The organism is Microcoleus sp. B4-D4 (assembly GCF_036705185.1).
In the GTDB taxonomy this organism is placed as follows: Bacteria; Cyanobacteriota; Cyanobacteriia; order Cyanobacteriales; family Microcoleaceae; genus Microcoleus.
In genome coordinates this window covers 22,787-41,623 of sequence record NZ_JAUBTX010000056.1, presented here as the reverse complement: position 1 = coordinate 41,623, position 18,837 = coordinate 22,787, and the positions used below count along the sequence as shown (strand labels likewise).

14 protein-coding genes are annotated in these 18,837 nt (G+C 45.3%); 10 read left to right on the top strand and 4 right to left on the bottom strand.

The window, feature by feature from the left end; translation table 11 throughout:
- Positions 1–221: 221 nt before the first annotated feature.
- From QUB13_RS26560 to QUB13_RS26550, 3 genes are all read right to left on the bottom strand, one after another.
- On the bottom strand, positions 222–1,388 hold the full coding sequence (locus QUB13_RS26560) for a CO2 hydration protein (RefSeq protein ID WP_333386957.1): 1,167 nt from the start codon (positions 1,386–1,388) through the stop codon (positions 222–224).
- Between the two features lie 135 nt (positions 1,389–1,523).
- Positions 1,524–3,038 carry an NADH-quinone oxidoreductase subunit M gene (locus QUB13_RS26555; RefSeq protein ID WP_333386954.1) on the bottom strand — a complete coding sequence of 505 codons (1,515 nt, stop codon included), beginning with the start codon at positions 3,036–3,038 and terminating at the stop codon, positions 1,524–1,526.
- Between the two features lie 425 nt (positions 3,039–3,463).
- Positions 3,464–5,338 (bottom strand): NAD(P)H-quinone oxidoreductase subunit F, encoded by a 1,875-nt coding sequence (locus QUB13_RS26550; RefSeq protein WP_333093525.1) that lies wholly within the window; start codon positions 5,336–5,338, stop codon positions 3,464–3,466.
- A gap of 628 nt (positions 5,339–5,966) precedes the next feature.
- Here QUB13_RS26550 and QUB13_RS26545 point away from each other — a divergent pair.
- From QUB13_RS26545 to QUB13_RS26500, 10 genes are all read left to right on the top strand, one after another.
- The gene (locus QUB13_RS26545; protein WP_006635059.1) at positions 5,967–6,278 is read left to right on the top strand and encodes a carbon dioxide-concentrating mechanism protein CcmK; all 312 of its coding nucleotides are present in this window, start codon (positions 5,967–5,969) and stop codon (positions 6,276–6,278) included.
- Between the two features lie 108 nt (positions 6,279–6,386).
- Positions 6,387–6,728 (top strand): carbon dioxide-concentrating mechanism protein CcmK, encoded by a 342-nt coding sequence (locus QUB13_RS26540; RefSeq protein WP_006635058.1) that lies wholly within the window; start codon positions 6,387–6,389, stop codon positions 6,726–6,728.
- Between the two features lie 281 nt (positions 6,729–7,009).
- The gene (locus QUB13_RS26535) at positions 7,010–7,315 is read left to right on the top strand and encodes a EutN/CcmL family microcompartment protein (RefSeq protein WP_333093524.1); all 306 of its coding nucleotides are present in this window, start codon (positions 7,010–7,012) and stop codon (positions 7,313–7,315) included.
- Between the two features lie 181 nt (positions 7,316–7,496).
- A complete protein-coding gene (locus tag QUB13_RS26530) occupies positions 7,497–9,158 on the top strand; it encodes a ribulose bisphosphate carboxylase small subunit (protein ID WP_333386950.1) in 1,662 nt (553 codons plus the stop codon).
- A 388-nt stretch (positions 9,159–9,546) separates the two neighbouring features.
- The gene (locus QUB13_RS26525; RefSeq protein ID WP_333386948.1) at positions 9,547–10,218 is read left to right on the top strand and encodes a carbon dioxide concentrating mechanism protein; all 672 of its coding nucleotides are present in this window, start codon (positions 9,547–9,549) and stop codon (positions 10,216–10,218) included.
- A gap of 333 nt (positions 10,219–10,551) precedes the next feature.
- Positions 10,552–11,325, top strand: coding sequence for a carbon dioxide-concentrating mechanism protein CcmK (locus QUB13_RS26520; RefSeq protein ID WP_333093521.1), 774 nt, complete (start codon positions 10,552–10,554; stop codon positions 11,323–11,325).
- A 159-nt stretch (positions 11,326–11,484) separates the two neighbouring features.
- Complete coding sequence (locus QUB13_RS26515; protein WP_333386944.1) at positions 11,485–13,530, top strand: ATP-binding protein; 2,046 nt, start codon at positions 11,485–11,487, stop codon at positions 13,528–13,530.
- 5 nt (positions 13,531–13,535) lie between these two features.
- Positions 13,536–14,228: a hypothetical protein gene (locus QUB13_RS26510; protein ID WP_333117004.1), complete on the top strand. Its 693-nt coding sequence runs from the start codon at positions 13,536–13,538 to the stop codon at positions 14,226–14,228.
- Positions 14,212–15,207: a ComEC/Rec2 family competence protein gene (locus QUB13_RS26505; protein ID WP_333386941.1), complete on the top strand. Its 996-nt coding sequence runs from the start codon at positions 14,212–14,214 to the stop codon at positions 15,205–15,207. The genes QUB13_RS26510 and QUB13_RS26505 overlap by 17 nt, the downstream gene beginning before the upstream one ends.
- A gap of 390 nt (positions 15,208–15,597) precedes the next feature.
- On the top strand, positions 15,598–16,638 hold the full coding sequence (locus QUB13_RS26500) for a tetratricopeptide repeat protein (protein ID WP_333386939.1): 1,041 nt from the start codon (positions 15,598–15,600) through the stop codon (positions 16,636–16,638).
- An 861-nt stretch (positions 16,639–17,499) separates the two neighbouring features.
- Here QUB13_RS26500 and hemL read toward each other — a convergent pair.
- Positions 17,500–18,801 (bottom strand): glutamate-1-semialdehyde 2,1-aminomutase, encoded by a 1,302-nt coding sequence (gene hemL / locus QUB13_RS26495; protein WP_333386936.1) that lies wholly within the window; start codon positions 18,799–18,801, stop codon positions 17,500–17,502.
- Positions 18,802–18,837 lie beyond the last annotated feature (36 nt).

The window sequence follows — 18,837 nt, the reverse complement described above, 5'->3', positions numbered from 1 at the left end:
GGAATTGGGAATTGGGAATTGGGAATTGGGAATTGGGAATTGGGAATTGGGAATTGGGAATTGGGAATTGGGAATTGTTAGCTGTTGACTGTTAGCTGTTGACTGTTAACCGTTAACCGTTAACTAATGACTAATGACTGTGGACTAATGACTAATGACTAATGACTGATGACTGATGACTGATGACTAATGACTAATGACTAATGACTAATAACTAATGACTAACGTTCTGGGAACAACTGACAAGATCTGTTAGTTGGCTGATTTGCCCACTCCAAACGAGAATTGCCAAATCGATCCATCCAAGCTTCCAAATAAGCCCGATTAGCCTTTTTCTCCTCTGGATCTGAGGTATTCATCGGATGAGGTGCTAAACCCAAAATAGTCGAAGTCGTCACGCAAAACATCGACTTCTGAAAACTTTGGCAAATTTGCACGCGCACATCATCTTCGCCGCGACAACTACTGCGGTAAATTTCTTGCAAATAATCCGGCAGAAAATGCCGCATATCTTGCATCAATTGAGTGGGCGGAATGCCTGCGCCTCCGATCGGCAAAGGGTCAGCAAATAAGGCCCCGTAGCCAAAATCTTTTTGTTCTTCGGGGATTTGATGTGCTTGGGCGTTGTATGAAACTACTCCAAAAAATGCTGTGCCTCGAAAGAAAATTGCCTCTACATAAGGCACTGCTACATCTGCTAAAAATGTCAAGCCGGCCGACGCTGGAATGATATCGTAGTCTCGATCGCCAATCTTGACGCTGTAGGTGATTGGTAGACTGGCGGCACCGACCAAACCTGCTAAGATAAAATCAACTACCTCAGCGATCGACTTAATTTCACCTGCTTCGTAGCGATCGGACAAATCAATAAATAAATCGCTCATTACCCGCCAAAACTGACCCAGCCCGGTGTAGTAAGCCAGCATCCGCACTTGTTCCGGCAAAAAATCAGGGAAGGCTTTGTGCAGTCCCTGCATGAAAAAATTGCCTTTCAATTTAGCTGCGATCGCCTTTTCGACCAAACTGCTAAATTCCGGGGAATCCAAATAACTGTCCAAACCACCACCGCCGTGCCAAAGCATGGTTCTCATCACATACTCAGCATACTCAAAATTAATGCGGTCGTGCCACAAATAGCGGATTAATTTCGGTCGAGTCACTTCTCCGTTAAAATATTTAAAAAACGGAAAAAGCACTAAGAATTGTTCTTCAGCGATGTAGTTAAGATTGAGGGAGTAGGCATCTAGAACCACACCGTAACTTTTGAGAATGCCGACTACTTCTACTACATTTTCCGTTGATTCTGGAAGCAAAGCTTTGCCTGATTCCAAGATGTCAATGTAGGCGGATAGAGGATGGGCAGAGGGTTTTAATACGGTAGTTGTCATTAGATTTCAACCTTCATTGAATAACTGTTTTATTACCGAGAAATTCAGAATCCAGAGAAAGGTTTGATTGTTTGGACTTCAGTCTTCAGAATTTGAAGAGGACTGAAGTCCGAACGATCGCACCTATGGAAGATTTCACTCCAAGTTGTGAGCAACTTGTTGAACTTGTGCGGGCACAGCCGATACTAAGCCGATCGCAGTTTTCTCGCTCAAAGCTACTAAAACTCCAGGCTGCACTCCCATGATGGCGATAATTACTGCTAAAACCAGCGAAGGAATGCGATCGCGCCAGCGGACTTGTGGCAAATTCACCACCAAATCGGAAAGGCGGCCAAAAAAGGCGCGGTTGACCATAATTAAAAAGTAAATTGAAGTCAAACCAGTGCCGATCATGCAGAGCACAGTTTGCACTGGAAACACTGGTAAACTGCCCCGAAAAATCAAAAATTCAGCAATAAATCCCGATAACCCCGGAATGCCGGCACTTCCCATCACGCCGAGGATCATTAAACTACCAATCATCGGTAAACCGCGATCGGGATTGAACAAACCTTTGAGCACGTCGATGTTGCGGCTTCCAGATTTTTTGTAAACAATACCGACACTCAAAAATAGTAGCCCTGAAATTAAACCGTGGCTAACCATTTGCAAAACAGTTCCGATCGTACTAATCTCTGTAGCTGCGGCGCTAGCTAACAAAATGTAGCCCATATGAGCGATCGAACTGTAAGCTACAATTTTTTTCATATCTTTTTGGGCGATCGCGCAACTCGCCCCGTAAATCACGCTTACCACCGCCCAACTCGCCAACCAAGGCGCAGCCACCGCCCACGCATCGGGGAACAAACCCAAACCAAAGCGCAGCATCCCGTAGGTTCCCAACTTCAACAGCACCCCCGCTAACAGCACAGAAACAGGAGTCGAAGCTTCTACGTGAGCATCCGGCAGCCAAGTATGAAAAGGTACTAAAGGAATCTTAATTCCAAAAGCTAGTAACACCCCAGCGAGCAACACAAGTTGCCTCACCAAAGGTAAAGGCAATCCACCTTGTAAATGCGATACACCCGCTGCACCAACCATATCGAAACTAGAAGCACCGCTGAGCCAAACTACTCCCAAGAAAGAAGCCAGCAAAACCATGCCAGAAAATGCAGTATAGATTAAAAACTTAGTAGCAGCATAACCCCGGCGCTCGCCGCCCCAAATCGCAATCAACAAGTAAAGCGGAATCAATTCTACCTCAAAAAACAGGAAAAATAGCAGCAAATTTTGAGATAAAAAAGCTCCCGTGACTCCACCACTAATTAACAGCATCAAAGAATAATAAAGTCGAGGTCTGCGGATCGAATCATCCGTAGCGTAAATAGCGACCCCTGTCAGTAGAGTATTTAAAATCACCAAAGGCAGAGACAAACCATCAACACCGAGATTGTAATTCAATCCCAAAGCATCGAGCCAAGGAACAAATTCCGAAAACTGCAACTGACTCGTACTGATATCAAACTGAGCAGCTACAATCACCGAGAGAATAAAAGTCACGCCCGCAATGACGAGAGAGGCATTCCGAACTACTTTAGAACTCACCGCACTGGGCCAGAACCCAATCAGAGCGGCGGTCAACATTGGTATCCAGATTAAAGCACTGAGCATCAATTCAAACTTCCCTTGTTACGCAGCTTTAGAGAACTATATTTAACATTAACGCAAAGGAACTGCATAAAAAAGCGATCGCTCAATTTTCTTGTTAACATAGATGCCAATGACTCTGGAATCGTCCTATAACCTGAAGTATTAGCGATCGATAAGATTTGCCAATTAAATGGGATCATCTCATTTTTGCAAAAAATATTTTTTCTTGGAGTGCGAGCGTCCCCGAAGAGCGAGGTGTATAATACTCGCTCTTCGGGGACGCTCGCATTACGACACAATTTCAATACCCGAACTTTTCCCCGATGGGAAAATTCCGCTTGCACAATTGTGACCGATTGAGATTAAATAAAACGAGAAAAAAAAACAGACAAACTCAAAACAATTCATCTGCATTCATCCCCGTAAATCCACCTTTCATTTGCGGTTCAAAAAAGCCAAAGAATCAGCCCGAGCAACACAGCAACCCCACTCGCAATAGTCAACACATAAAACTGCGACTGACCGGTGCCGCTGTACTTCAACCCTTCGCCGCTGAAAATTGTGGCAAAACCGAACAAATTTACCACCCCGTCTACTACGTACTTGTCAGTCCAAGCACTGATTTGAGCAATAGAAGCTACGGCCCAAACCACAGTCAAGCGGTAAACTCGATCGATATAAAAGTCGTAAGCAAACAAATCCTGCACCGCGGGCAACGGCAGCCGTACTGGTCTAGGTAAAACTCCGTACCAATAAATCGCCACCCCAATCGCAACGCCAATAAAGCCAGATAACATCAAAAGCGGAACATTTAGAGTCTTCAACAGCAAATTTAAAGTATCAAAATCCCCGGTTTTCGCCCAAGGCCCAGTCCAACTAATTAACAGTTGCCACCGCTGCAACATCCAAGGCACCAACAGCCCGATCACGGTCAAAATTACCATCGGTAATGCCATAGTCCAACCGACTTCTGGAGCTCTGCGAGTTTTCGGCTGCGGTTTTCCTGCAAACACTAAACCGAATACGCGAGTTAAATTTAGGGCTGTTAAACAATTAACCAAAAGCAATACAACTACCAACCACAAGGGCACTGTCCAAAAACCGTTGAGCCAGCGCCGCATCGCCCAAAAGTTACCCATTGGTAATAGCGCTACCATCCCTGAAGCGCCTACTAAATAAGCCATTGTTGTGGCAGGCATCTTTGACCACAACCCACCCATTTCTGTTAAATCTTGAGTGTTGGTTGTCAGAATCACTGACCCTACGCTCATGAATAATAGTCCTTTGGCGATCGAGTGCGCGAACAGCAACAGCAAAGCAATGTCAACTTGATTGAGTCCCACTGCGATAAACACTAAACCTAAAGAAGCACTGGTAGAATGCGATAAAGCTCTTTTGAGGTCGATTTGGGCGATCGCCACCAAAGAAGCACCAACAGCCGTCACCGCACCCAAAACCACCAACACCACACCAGTCACAGGCGACAGCGCTAAAACAGGCTGAAGTTTAATCAAAATATAAGCGCCAGCACCTACAACAACCGTATTCCGCATAATCGAAGCCGGGTTGGGCCCTTCCATCGCCTCGTCTAGCCACAAATGGAACGGAAATTGAGCGCACTTGGCTGTAGGTGCAGCAATTAAAGCCAAACCTAAAAGAGTCGCTACCAAAGGAGACAAAGTTGCAGTTTCCGCCCATTTTTCTAAATCGGAAAAATTCAAACTTCCCGCTAAAGTAGAAAGCGTCACTACTCCCATCAGCAGCGGTACGTCTCCTACACGCTTTGTTAAAAACGCATCTCTAGCCGCCGTTACTACCAGCGGTTGAGCGTACCAAAACCCGACTAGCAAATAAGTTGAAAGCGTCAGCAATTCCAACAAAGCATAAGTTAGCAGCAGCGAGTCGCTAATGGCAATTCCGCTAATTGCTCCTTCAAAAAAACCGAGCAGCCCAAAAAATCGAGCTAGCGCCCAGTCTTTTTCCATGTAGCCGATAGCGTAAATTTGTGCTAGCAGACTCAGAACTGTAACTAACTCCATTGCTCCGACGCTGATGGTGGAGATTTCTATGGCAAAAGACAAATTTAAATCTGCTGCTTGCACCCAGTGTACGAGCAACTGTTGGGGGGGTCGATCCCACGTTGCTCTAAAAATCACCGTTCCGTGGATGAAAGCCAATACAGTCATCAACAAATTGAAGTAAGCTGCAGGTCTCGGCCCTGTGGTGCGAACGGTTCCTGTAGACCACGGCAAAGTTAAAATTGCGCCAATTAAGCCATATAAAGGAACCCACCAACAGGCTTGGAGGAGAAATTCAGTCATTTAATTTATCCTTGAAACTTTAAATTACTGCCTGCCTCGATCCAAAGGCAGTTCCGGGCGATCGCCCGATACCCTAAAACTTTGACTAAACCCGATCGTATAGTTCTGGCAAAATAATTTGCACTCAAACAAGATTAACTATACATTAAAGCATCAAAAGTGAAAATTTTCTCAATACAAAATTACAGGCTTCTCAAGTTCGGCACTCAAATAAAAAAATGCCTGCAGATCGCCAAGACTGCTTTTTTTGCCGGTTTCCCCGCGATCCCCCTTGGGAAATCCCCAAGTTTCCCGACACTGAGAAGTGCTTCCTTTACCTACCGAACTCTACTTTTAAGGTATTTTTACTCACTCGACTCCCCGATCGCCACCCACATCTACTCCTCTGAATCTTAAGATTATTAAATAAATATTAAATTATTTTAAGTAACATAAAAATTTTTAATTTTTGTTATTAAACATTATGATGTTAGATTATATTGTCAAGGTGGACAGATTCCCCTATTCTATAAGGATAGGAAGCTTTACACTGCATTCCTAAATAATGTGGTCTTCCCCGTCCAAATTTTTAGATTTCTCAAAGATTTGTAACGGTAATTCCACTCATGCTTAAATTGGAGATTCAAAAATGTCAATAGCCGTGGGAATGATTGAGACAAAAGGTTTTCCCGCCGTTGTGGAAGCTGCCGACGCTATGGTCAAAGCTGCTCGCGTTACCCTTGTGGGTTATGAAAAAATCGGCAGCGCCCGCGTCACAGTGATTGTGCGTGGCAACGTGTCGGAAGTCCAAGCCTCAGTCGCAGCCGGAGTGGAATCCGTCAAGCGGGTGAACGGCGGAGAAGTAGTCTCTACCCACATCATCGCTCGCCCCCACGAAAACCTAGAATACGTTCTGCCCATTCGTTACACAGAAGCAGTAGAACAGTTCCGAGGCTACTAAGTTCTTAGCCCACAGAAAATTAATTTGACGAAAAGTTGGACTAAAATCAGTACGCTCGTCAAAAATTAACAGTTTAGTTCCCCAAATATTCAATCAGGAGTAAAACCAATGGCAATTGCAGTTGGCATGATCGAAACCCTAGGCTTCCCCGCAGTCGTGGAAGCAGCAGACGCAATGGTCAAAGCAGCCCGCGTCACCTTGGTAGGGTACGAAAAAATCGGTAGCGCTCGCGTTACAGTCATTGTAAGAGGAGATGTCTCGGAAGTGCAAGCTTCCGTAGCCGCTGGAGTAGAGTCGGTGAAGCGCGTTAACGGCGGACAAGTGATGTCCACCCACATTATCGCCCGCCCTCACGAAAACTTGGAGTACGTGCTACCCATTCGCTATACCGAAGCTGTAGAACAGTTCCGTGAAGGCGTCAGCGGTATTCGTCCTCTCAACAGATCTTAAGACGGGCGATCGGCTGTTCGGGGCATTTGGTAATTAAAACTTGAAAATTAAAAATTAAAAAGCGCGAAATTTTTGATTTAGCATTTTTAATTTTTAATTGATGCGGGCATGGGATATTGGTTATTAGTCATCAGTCATCAGTCATTAGTCACGAGTATTAGTTACTAGACGCACAACTCTCTTAGGCTGCAGACATCGGACTGAGGAAAGCTAATTTAAAAAAGACAAGTGACTCTGTAAAAAAATGACAATTACCAATTACCAATTACCAATTACCTAAAATGCAAATGGCCAAAGTTCTCGGCACAGTTGTCAGTACCCAAAAAGAGCCGACGCTGAGAGGATCGAAATTTCTACTCCTGCAATTCATCAATGAAGAAGGTTTGCCAGTTCCCGGATATGAAGTAGCGGCTGACTGTGTGGGCGCTGGTATAGATGAATGGGTTTTAGTGACCAGAGGTAGCGCAGCCCGGATCGCGCCCGGGAGCGAAAACCGTCCGATCGATGCTCTGGTAGTAGGCATTATAGATACTGTCAATGTAGAAAACCGCCTCATTTACAGTAAAAAAGACGACCCGTACCGCTAGTTGACAGTTGGCAGGAAAGCAGTTGGCAATTGGCAGGAAAGCAGTTGACAGTTGACAGTTGACAGGAAAGCAGTTGGCAGTTGACAGTTGACAATGAACAGCTAACAGTGAACAGCGAACAGCGAACAGTGAACGACTAACAACTAACAAAAAAATTTTTCAGCTTAGGAGAACTTAATTTATGGCAGTCCGCAACGTTGCGGCTCCCCCGACGCCTTGGTCGAAAAACTTGGCTGAGCCCAAAATTCACGATACCGCCTACGTACATTCCTTTTCTAACATTATTGGGGATGTGCATATCGGTTCTAATGTGATGATTGCCCCCGGGACATCTATCCGCGCCGATGAAGGCACTCCTTTTTATATTGGAGGAGGAAGCAACATTCAAGACGGAGTAGTGATTCACGGCCTAGAACAAGGCCGAGTCACAGGAGACGACGACAAATCTTATTCTGTGTGGGTGGGGAAAAATACTTCCCTCACCCACATGAGTTTAATTCACGGCCCTGCCTACGTGGGCGACGACTGCTTTATCGGCTTTCGCTCTACGGTGTTCAATGCCAGGGTGGGAAACGGGTGCATTGTGATGATGCACGTATTAATTCAAGATGTGGAGATTCCCCCCGGTAAGTACATACCTTCGGGAGCTGTCATCACTAATCAGCAGCAAGCCGATCGCTTGCCAGATGTTCTAGATTCAGATGTAAAATTTGCGACCCACGTCATCGGCATCAATGACGCTCTGAGAACGGGTTATCGCTGCGCTGACAACATTGCCTGTCTAGCACCAATTCGCAACGAGCAAGCTAAAAACTCAAATATCACTCAAATGAATTATTCTACTCAAACCGGCAGCCAATTGAGTTCTTCTATAACTGATAGCATCCGCAATTTACTAGCCCAAGGATACAGCGTGGGAGCGGAACACGCCGACGCGCGCCGCTTCCGTACTGGTTCTTGGCGCACTTGCGGCCCGATTTCCTCAACCCGCCACTCAGATGTAATCGCAGCTTTGTCGGCTTGCATGGCCGACCACCAAGGAGAATACGTCCGCTTGATCGGGATTGACACCAAAGCCAAGCGTCGCGTATTAGAAGAAATCGTCCAAAGACCGGGAGAAAACGGCTCTAGCGGTTCTAACGGCGCAAAAACTCACCAATCTAACGGTCAATTTGCACAAGCTTCTCACCGCAATACCGGTTCTGCGTCCAGCAGCGGCAAATTGAGTGCGGAAACAGTGGCTCAGGTTCGCGGCTTGCTAGCTCAAGGCTACAAGGTGGGGACGGAACACGCCGACGCGCGCCGCTTCCGTACCAGTTCCTGGCAAAGCGGGGCTTCGGTGCAAACGAAAAATGAATCTGAGGCGATCGCCACTTTAGAATCTGTGATGAGCCAGTATCCGGGCGAATACGTCCGCTTCATCGGGATTGACCCGAAAGCGAAGCGCCGCGTGGTTGAAGAAATTATTCAGCGTCCCGACGGCCCCGTTGCTCAATCGGCTCAGCAGACTACAACATCGGGATTCAAACCACCAGCAGGGAAAGGTAAAGAAGCTTACACAGGTGCGGTCGCCAGCAGCGGCATCTTGACCGGCAAGGCGATCGACCAAATCCGCAACCTGCTCTCCCAAGGCTACAAAATTGGCACCGAACACGCCGACGCGCGCCGTTTCCGCACCGGTTCTTGGAGTAGTTGCGCGCCGATCGCATCCAACCGCGAATCCGAAGTGATTTCCGCCCTCGAAAGCTGTCTCAAAGAACACAGCGGCGAGTACGTCCGCTTGCTGGGTATCGACTCCAAGGCCAAACGCCGCGTACTCGAAGAAATCATCCAGCGCCCTTAAGAACGCCTGGTAATTAGCTTGTTTCTCCCGTTAAGTGCTCGCGTTGGGCTAATGGGAGAACCAACCCTAAAATTCAAGTTTGGTTTGAGAGAGTTAGACAGTTCGATTGAGAATTTTTGGGAAAAATTTAAGATTTTCTCAAACTTTATAAAAAATCTTAAAGCCCGAACAAAATTTAGGCAAAAAAGGTTTGATGCGTTACTTACATGGGTAAGGTACGCAAGTTTAAGCCTGCGTAATTTAGGTTTAGATTCAGTCTCGATCGAGCTTTTCAATATTAGTAATTTCTCGTTTATTGGATGGATGCGGTTAATTTTTTTGAGTCAATAAAACCCATAAATTAAAGTCCTTTTCTCTAAAAAAATAGCTCATTTCATGGTAAAGTTAAATGTATTTATCGCCACTGCAATTAAGTAGCAACTCTCAGATTTTGATGAGTGGCGATGTGGTTGTGAATGAGAGTGCGGCGATCGCCCCAGGAGTCATCCTGCAAGCAGATCCGGGAAGTCGGATCTCGATAGCCGCCGGTGCGTGTATCGGTATGGGAACTATCCTTCACGCCCGTGAAGGTGATCTGGACATCGGGGCGGGCGCGATTCTGGGTGCAGGGGTGCTGGTAGTAGGCGCAGGGACGATCGGCGAAAATGCCTGTATAGGCGCGGCGACAACCCTGATTAATCCTTCTATCGACAAACTGCAAATTTTGCCAGCCGGTTCTCTGATCGGAGATACCAGCCGCCAAGTACCAGCAGAAGTAACCGCAGAAGCAGAAGCAGCCCCGGAACCGGAGCCGGAACCTCCCTCCGTTAGTACGCCAGCCGTCGATCGACCGATCGATGAGCCAACCGCCGCCGCGCCCACACAGCCTCAAACACCGCCGGAGACTGCCGCAAAAGAGCCGTCAGACGCTGCCTCAGACCAGCCCCAACCAGCAGATACCCCAACTATTCTGTACGGCCAAGCTCACATCAATCGGCTGCTGGGGACGCTGTTTCCGCACCGACAAGCTTTTAATCGATCGGAGGAAAACGGTCAAACTCTCTCGGGCGGTTCCGGGTAGCGGTAAGTCGATTTTAGATTTTAGATTTTAGATTTATTTCGCAGATCAATCTGAGAGATTGAAATTTTGTCTAAATTTTGGGCTTGACCCTCAAAACAGTTAAGGGCTTGTATAGACAATGTTGGGGCGTGGTCATTTCAGCAAAAGCCAGCTATGCTGAAGGCAGAATAAAAAAATATAAATAGGTAATCTTATATTATTGGTAGCTCAGCAATTTTTAAGGCTTTGCAGCAGAAATCTGTGTCTGGCAGCTCGTGCAGTCTGTCTTGTCATCTGAGAAACTACAATTATCCACATATTTTAATTTTGAGAAGTTTCTAAAGGTAATTGAAGATGGACGGACAAATAGATCGTAAAATTGACCCCGATCACTCGCAGCGCCAAGAATATTTCAAAGATACTGCTTTGGGTTTGGTATCTACCAAGAGTTTTCCGGCGATTGTCGGGACTGCTGACATGATGCTGAAGTCGGCGGGGGTGATTTTAGTAGGATACGAAAAAATTGGTTCCGGTCACTGTACGGCGATCGTCCGGGGCAGAATTTCGGACGTGCGTTTGGCTGTGGAAGCAGGAGCTCAGACAGCAGAACAGTTCGGACAGTTTGTTTCTAAATTGGTGATTGCCAGACCTTTGGCTAATTTGGAAGTGGTTTTGCCGATCGGCTTCCGGCTGACTGAACTCTCCGAAAGCGGCAATTATTCGCGGCTGAGCAATCAGGCGATCGGTTTGCTCGAAACGCGGGGATTTCCGGCAATGGTCGGTGCTTGCGATGCTATGCTCAAATCCGCAGACGTACACTTGGCCGCCTACGAGAAAATTGGCGCAGGTTTGTGTACGGCAATTATTCGCGGTGCAGTTGCAGATGTCGCAGTCGCCGTAGAAGCCGGGATGTACGAAGCTGAACGCATTGGCGAGTTGAACGCGGTGATGGTAATTCCGAGGCCTTTGGAAGATTTGGAACAAACTTTGCCGCTGGCGAGTTGCTGGATAGAACACCGCAAACCTGTGATGATGCCAATCTCTGTTCAGGAAAAGGAAAAAGAATTGGTCGAACTTCCAGATTTGGAGAAATTGAGAGTTTATGTGGAAGAGGAAGTCGAGCGGTAATCGGTAATTGGTAATCGGGAATGAGGAATTAGGCAATTGTTCGGCTGTATCTTACTAAATGGTTCGGGTAAGGTGCTGGTCGCATAATACATATACAGGTTCTGTATAAATCCTGAGATTGTTGCCTACTCTTGGTGATATTAAATAACGGACAATATTATGCACTTTAAGTTTTCACCAAACATCCTCAACAGGCTAGGCGAGGAACTGATCCCGAACCCGGATCAAGGTATTATAGAGTTAGTTAAGAATGCTTATGATGCTGATGCTACAAAATGCACCGTAGAGCTTATAAATACTAGCAATATAGGTGGCTCAATAATTATTTCAGATAACGGTACAGGTATGGATACCGATGCCATTAGTGAGGGATGGTTGGTACTGGGTCGCTCAAAAAAAGCAGCCCGACAGCCCACACTGCTGGGACGTTTACCTGTTGGCGATAAAGGATTAGGCAGGCTAGCTGCTTTGAGGCAAGGTTCTCAAGTTTACCTAAAAACCAGACCTAAAAATGAGCCGGGATTTGAGTACAGTCTCATAATTAACTGGGATGTTTTTGAAGGCGCTGATGTTGTAGAAGATGTCTCTTTTGATGCTCAAAAAAATTCTACTGAAAAAAGTCAAGGAACTGATATTACAATTCATAACTTAAAAGTTAAGTTGGGAAGACTTGAGATTAAAAGACTGGCAAGAGAACTTTTACTTTTAGCCGATCCATTTGATAATAGTGTCGCTTTCCGTCCTCGGCTGATAGCTCCAGGATTTTCCGATATAGAAAAAAAAGTAAATGAGGCTTACTTTGAGGCCGCTCAATATCATTTAAAAGCTAGTTTGAACGCGGAGGGAACTGTTGAAGCAAGGCTGTTAGACTGGAAGGGAGATGAACTTTTTAGTGCCAAGCATGAAAATATTTCTAAAGCAGTTTACAAAAGTGTTCCAGCGGAATTTGAGATGTGGGTTTTTCTGCTAAATCCTCAAAATTTCTCAGCCAAAAAAGTTTCTTCCGCAGAAGTCAGAAGTTGGCTGACTGAGGTAGGAGGTGTTCATCTTTACCACCGAGGTTTGCGGGTAAAGCCTTACGGCGATCGCACCGATGATTGGCTGAATATCAATTTAGCACGGGCTAGGAACCCTGAGGTGCGTCCTTCCACCAGCACGGTTATTGGCCGAGTAATTGCGATCGATCCTGATGACTTCCTAGTTCAAAAAACAGATCGGCTCGGTTTCATAGAAAATGAAGCTTTTTTAGAGCTGAGACGCTTTGCTGTCGATGTGTTGGAATGGATGGCTAAAGAGCGGTTGAAAGAAACAGAAAAGAAACGAGAGGACATCAAGCAAGAATCTAGTCAAGATGTTGAGGATGTCAAAATACGTCTTGAACAGGTGATAGAAGAAGAAATACCGCAAGAAGAAAATCGTGCGAAAGTGCGCCAAGTCGTTAAACAGTATGAAACTGCAAAAGAGCGAGAAATAAAAGCATTGCGCGACGATCTTCAGCTTTATCGCAGTTTGGCTACAGCGGGAACAACGGCAGCAGTTTTTGCACACGAATCTAGTAAGCCAGTCACTCAGATAGAAAAAATAGCTAAGAGAATAGAAAGTAAAGGAAAAGAATTACTCCAAGATAAATATCCCACTTCTCTGCAAAGACCTGTAGAAATGCTTTATCAAATAAGTAGTTCTTGGAAGCAATTTTCTAATTTTCCTCTGCATCTATTAAAGCGAGAAAAACGCCGTTCCGGTGTAGTGGATATTCACAGTGTTATTGATGCTAATGTTGAACTGTTCCAACCTTTTTTTGACGATGCTAAAATTGAAATAAAAAAACATAAAGCTGAGCAAATACCCCATATTCGTGGCAGCATAGCCCTCGTAGAGGCTATTCTGACAAATCTGCTGACGAATACTATCAATGCTTTCAACGTTGAGGGCGCGTGCAATCAAGGGAGGCAAATAATTATCAGCACTGAAATTTTAGGAAATTATGTGGGTCTAAAAGTTTCAGATAATGGTCTGGGTATTAAGGATATTGAATTACATGAAATTTGGTTGCCCGGCCTCACGACTACACCCGGTGGTACCGGTTTTGGCTTGACAATTGTCAAGGATTCTGTTAGAGATATGGGAGGAAAAGTAAGGGCGATCGGAAATGGCGAGTTGGGAGGAGCTGAGTTTTTGGTAGAATTACCGCTTTCTGGAAATTAATTATTATGATTGCACAAGTTTCACTCAAAAAAATAGCAATAGTTGATGATGAACCAAACTTAGCTGAATCAACTGGATGGGACGTAGAGGATGCTGGTTTTGAACCTGTGATAATAGATGGCCCTTTCAATGAAGTCGATGTACTTGCTAGGTATATTGTGGAAAATGCTCAAGGTGTCTTGTGCGACCATCGCTTAGCTAATTATGGCCTGACTAATTTTTCAGGATCGACATTATTGGCAGAATTGTACGATCGAAAGATTCCCTCCATTCTCATAACTCAGTACACTGACATAGATGCCGACGTATCTATTAGAAAGCATCGGCGCAAAATTCCCGTCCTTTTGAGTCGTGATGAAGCCAATGCTACGACAATAAAAAAAGGAATTGAAGACTGTATTTTAGAACTGGGTGGAACAATACCCATTACGAGAATCCCTCACCGAACACTTTTGAATATAACCCATATTACTAACGAATCTAACGAAAAAGTAATAGATGTCATTGTTCCTAGTTGGAATCCTCATAAGGCTGTTCGTTTGCCAGTTGCGTTGATTCCACAGACACTACATAGTGCATTGGTAGTAGATAGGTGGCTATTGGCTGATGTTAACACGGGAGCAGAAAAATCTGAAGATCTTTATTTTGAACACTTTGAATTAACACTTGAACCAGATGAAAATGATGGACTTGCCTGAGCTGATTATTCTAGATATTGGTCATGGTAATTGTGCTATTGTGAGAGATACAGAAGGTGTGATTGTTATTGACAGTGCCCACGGCGCTACATTGATAGAAACCCTTGCTCATCTATCTATTCGAGAAATTTCGCATATTTTGATTTCCCATGCTGACGAAGATCATATTGCAGGTATTATCGATATACTATTGGATAGGAATATTAAAGTTACTAACATATACATAAACTCCGATGCTCAAAGGAAAACTCGAACTTGGGAAGCTTTGCGACGTGCTGTAAGAGATGCGCGCCAGCGTTCGGGAACTAGAGTTGTAGTAGGACTAACTACGGAGTTGACTAATCAATTGAATGTCGGACAAGTTAAGGTAGAAATTCTTGCACCGACCCCTGAATTAGCAATGAGTGGCGCGGGCGGACAAGATTTGCAAGGACGCCGATTGAACCCCAACTCGACATCGGCTGTTATTGGTTTGGTTCACGATTCTCATAGAGTAGCTATCTTGGCAGGAGATATTGACCAAGTGGGACTGAATAATCTCCTAGAGGAGAGAAGTGATTTGAAAGCTGATATCTTGGTTTTTCCGCATCATGGAGGTAGACCGGGCGGTGCTGATAGCCAAGCATTTGCTCAGCAGTTGTGCGATTTAGTCCAACCTAATCTAGTAGTATTCTCGATCGGTCGTGGGAGATTTGGAAATCCCCGCCAAGACATAGTAGAAGGTGTAGTTACTTCTTTGCCAACCGCTCATATTTTATGTACTCAGCTATCAAGCAACTGTGCAGACAGCGTTCCCGATTCAGAACCAGCGCACTTAAATGCTCTGCCTGCTAGGGGGCGCACAAGCAACAGTTGTTGTGGAGGAACTGTATCAATCAAGATTGCAGGCAACACAACGACTTATGCTGCCGGCATTGCTGGACACCAACAATTTATTGATCGAGTTTCTAATCCACTATGTCGGCGTTTTAAAGTTTGATGTTGCTTATTCATGGCGAGTTTGTTAACAATATCTAAAGTTTACACTTAGAAAACAAGTGCAACAATTGATACCAAGTTTTACGATCGCTTCGATCACAGCCCGAGAATGGGAAACAGGATTTCGACTAAAATCAGACTTTTTACTGAAACTCAAGATAGTCAATAATCGAACTGGCAAAGTAAATCAAGCCGACGTATTGACGGTTTCCAGAAGCTCGAAGAGCTGTTAAAATGAACCTAAAATCCTGTTTCCGGTAGATAGGCTACAATCAATTTGAGGGTAATCTAATAACGGGTGGCAAAAAAAGAGAAGTTTAACAGTTTTTCGTTGAAAAACTGACTGCCAAGAAATCAACCCCCAGAATCAAGCAATGCTGAAAGTTGACCTATGAACCTCAAACAATTTTACAAGCGCGGTTTACATAGCGCCAAGAAAGGAAACTACGAAGCGGCGATCGAAGACTTCGATCAGATACTGCAGGAAAATCCCGCTGATGCCAAAGCATATAACAATCGCGGCTTAGTCTACTATTACATGAAAGATTACCAAAGGGCGATCGAAGACCTCACCCAAGCACTAGATATCAATCCTAATTTGTTCGAGGCCTATCTGAATCGAGGCAATGCTTGGCGGCATCTCGGAGAAAACGACAAAGCCATTGAGGATCTCAACTGCGCTTTAGCAAACAAACCTGACAGTCACGCTATTTACAACAACCGGGGACTCGTGCTGGCTAATTTAGGACATTACGAAGAAGCAATAGAAGACTACAATCAAGCTCTCTCTATCAATTCCCACAATTATAAAACCTATTACAACCGGGGGCGGGCTTACTACCTTTTGGGAGAAAAAGAGGCAGCAATAGAGAACTTTAACGAAACGCTGCGGTTGAATGCTAGATATATCAAGGCTTACATCAATCGCGGCCTCTGTTACCACCAATTAAAAGACAATACGCAGGCGATCGCCGATTACAACACTGCACTAGGCATCGATCCAAACAATATTTATGCCTATTACAACAGAGGATGCGTTCGTTATAAATTAAAACAAATGCAGCTAGCAATAGAAGACTTTGACAAAGCAGTGGAACTAGATCCAAATTATGTCAAAGCTTATCTCAACCGAGGTTTAGCGCTGTACAAACTCGGAGAGATCGCAGCAGCCAACAAGGATTTTTACCACGTCATGTGCATTAATGCTGAAGCTTATTTATACTACCAAGCCCAGCGCTGCACGCCGGATATTAATTCCTACTTTAAGGAAGCGCCGCAGATGGAACAGAATAATGCTGTCGAATACTACAACACAACATTAAATACAATGTCAACTTCTCTAAGTTCGGCAGCATTAAACTCGATTTGGAATCAAGAAGATTTGGAAAGCAGAGACTCGATTATCTGTGAAGGTGAATTTCTAAACGAGTGAAGTAGTCAGTAGTCAGTAGTCAGTAGTCAGTAGTCAGTAGTTAGGAGTCAGTAGTTAGGAGTCAGTAGTTAGGAGTCAGTAGTCAGTTGGTAGGGGCGGTGCCCCCGTGCCCGCCCTCTTAGTAGTCAGTAGTCATTGGTCATTAGTCAGTAGTCAGTAGTCAGTAGTCATTAGTCATTAGTCATTAAGGAATGAAAATTTAATAACTTAAGCGATTGCTCGTTACCAGGCTCTGCCTGGTAATGCAGATCCGGAGGCTCTGCCTCCTTTTATCTGGCAACTTACAGGAGACAGAACTGTAGGAGGTGTTTAAGTTATTAAGTTTTCGATCCTATAGCAATCCTTGCAGGAGTCGTAAACTTTTTACCCCACCCCAACCCTCCCCTTATCAAGGGGAGGGAGTAAGAAATTCACAAATGATTTAGGATTGCTATAAGTAGGTAAGCTGTTCTGCATTTAAATTTCATGTAAGGAACCAAAATTTAATAAATTAAACATCTGCCACACTTCTCTCTCCAGAAGCTCAGGGGGTAAAGAGAGGCAGAGCCTCGGGATCTGCATTACCAGGCAGAGCCTGGTAACGAGCCAATATGCAATGTTTATTTGCGCGACAGCTTAATCGGAAAAAACACAAGTTTAGAAACCCGATTCTTGCGTGATATCAATTCCGGTTGCACTCCTCATGATGTTAACAGTTAACAGTTAACAGTCAACAGTCAACAGTTAACAGTCAACAATCATTCCGATGTTACCGGAAACGATATCATCTGTTAAAAATTAAAGTCCTTGCAGTTTTTTTCAGCAAGGACTTTAATCCTTCATCCCTGAGTTTTAAGGACTTGCATTCGCAACCATCGCACTTTAAATACTAGCCATCACTTCGCGCGCTGCGGCCAAAGTGCGATCGATATCCTCATCAGTATGAGCCAAAGAAGTAAATCCAGCCTCATATTGCGAAGGAGCCAGATAAATACCGTGCTCCAACATCCCGCGATGAAAGCGGCCAAACTTTGCTACATCCGACTTTTTCGCATCATCGTAATTGTGCACTGGGCCCGCCGCAAAAAACAAGCCAAACATCCCGCTAATTTGCCCGCCACAAGCCGCGTGTCCGGCTTCCTTAGCAATTTTCAGCAATCCGTCGGACAGTTTTTTCGTAATCCTATCTAACTGTTCGTAAGTGCCAGGTTTTTGCAGCAATTCCAAAGTTTTAATCCCAGCAGTCATCGCCAAAGGATTTCCCGAAAGCGTACCAGCTTGATACACAGGGCCCGCTGGAGCCACCATCCCCATAATATCGCGCCGTCCGCCGTAAGCTCCCACCGGCAAACCGCCGCCGATAACTTTACCCAAAGTCGTCAAATCTGGGGTGACACCGAATTTTTGCTGAGCTCCACCGTAGGCGATGCGGAAACCGGTCATTACTTCATCAAAAACTAACAAAGCACCGTTATCTTTGGTAATTTCCCGCAAACCTTCGAGAAAACCCGCATCCGGTACAATAAACCCGGCATTCCCTACAACTGGTTCCAGAATTACGCCTGCGATTTCGCCCGGATTTTCGGCAAATAAAGCCTTAACTGCTTCCAAGTCGTTGTAGGGAGCGTTGAGGGTGTTGGCGGTAGCAGATTTTGGTACGCCCGGAGAGTCGGGAAGCCCGAGAGTTGCGACACCCGAACCGGCTTTTACCAAAAACATATCGGCGTGCCCGTGATAGCAGCCTTCAAATTTAATCAATTTATCGCGTCCGGTGAAGGCTCGCATCAGCCGCAAAACGGCCATGCAGGCTTCGGTGCCGGAATTGACAAATCGCACCATTTCTATGCTGGGAACGGCATCGATGACCATTTCGGCGAGCACGTTTTCCAGCAGCGAGGGTGCTCCGAAACTTGTGCCTTTTTCTAGAGATTCGTGAAGGGCTTTGATGACTTCTGGGTGGGCGTGGCCGCAGATGGCTGGGCCCCAAGTGCCTACGTAGTCAATGTATTGGTTGCTGTCAACATCCCAAATGTAGGCTCCTTTTACCCTGTCAAAGACTATTGGCCCTCCGCCTACGGATTTGAAGGCGCGCACGGGGGAACTGACACCACCGGGCATCAACTTCTGGGCTGCGGCAAAGATTTCTTCTGATTTGGTGGTTTTCAAGTGTGTTGTGGAAACCAATGTTTTCTCCTTAGTGAAGGTCTGTTGTTGCTAGAA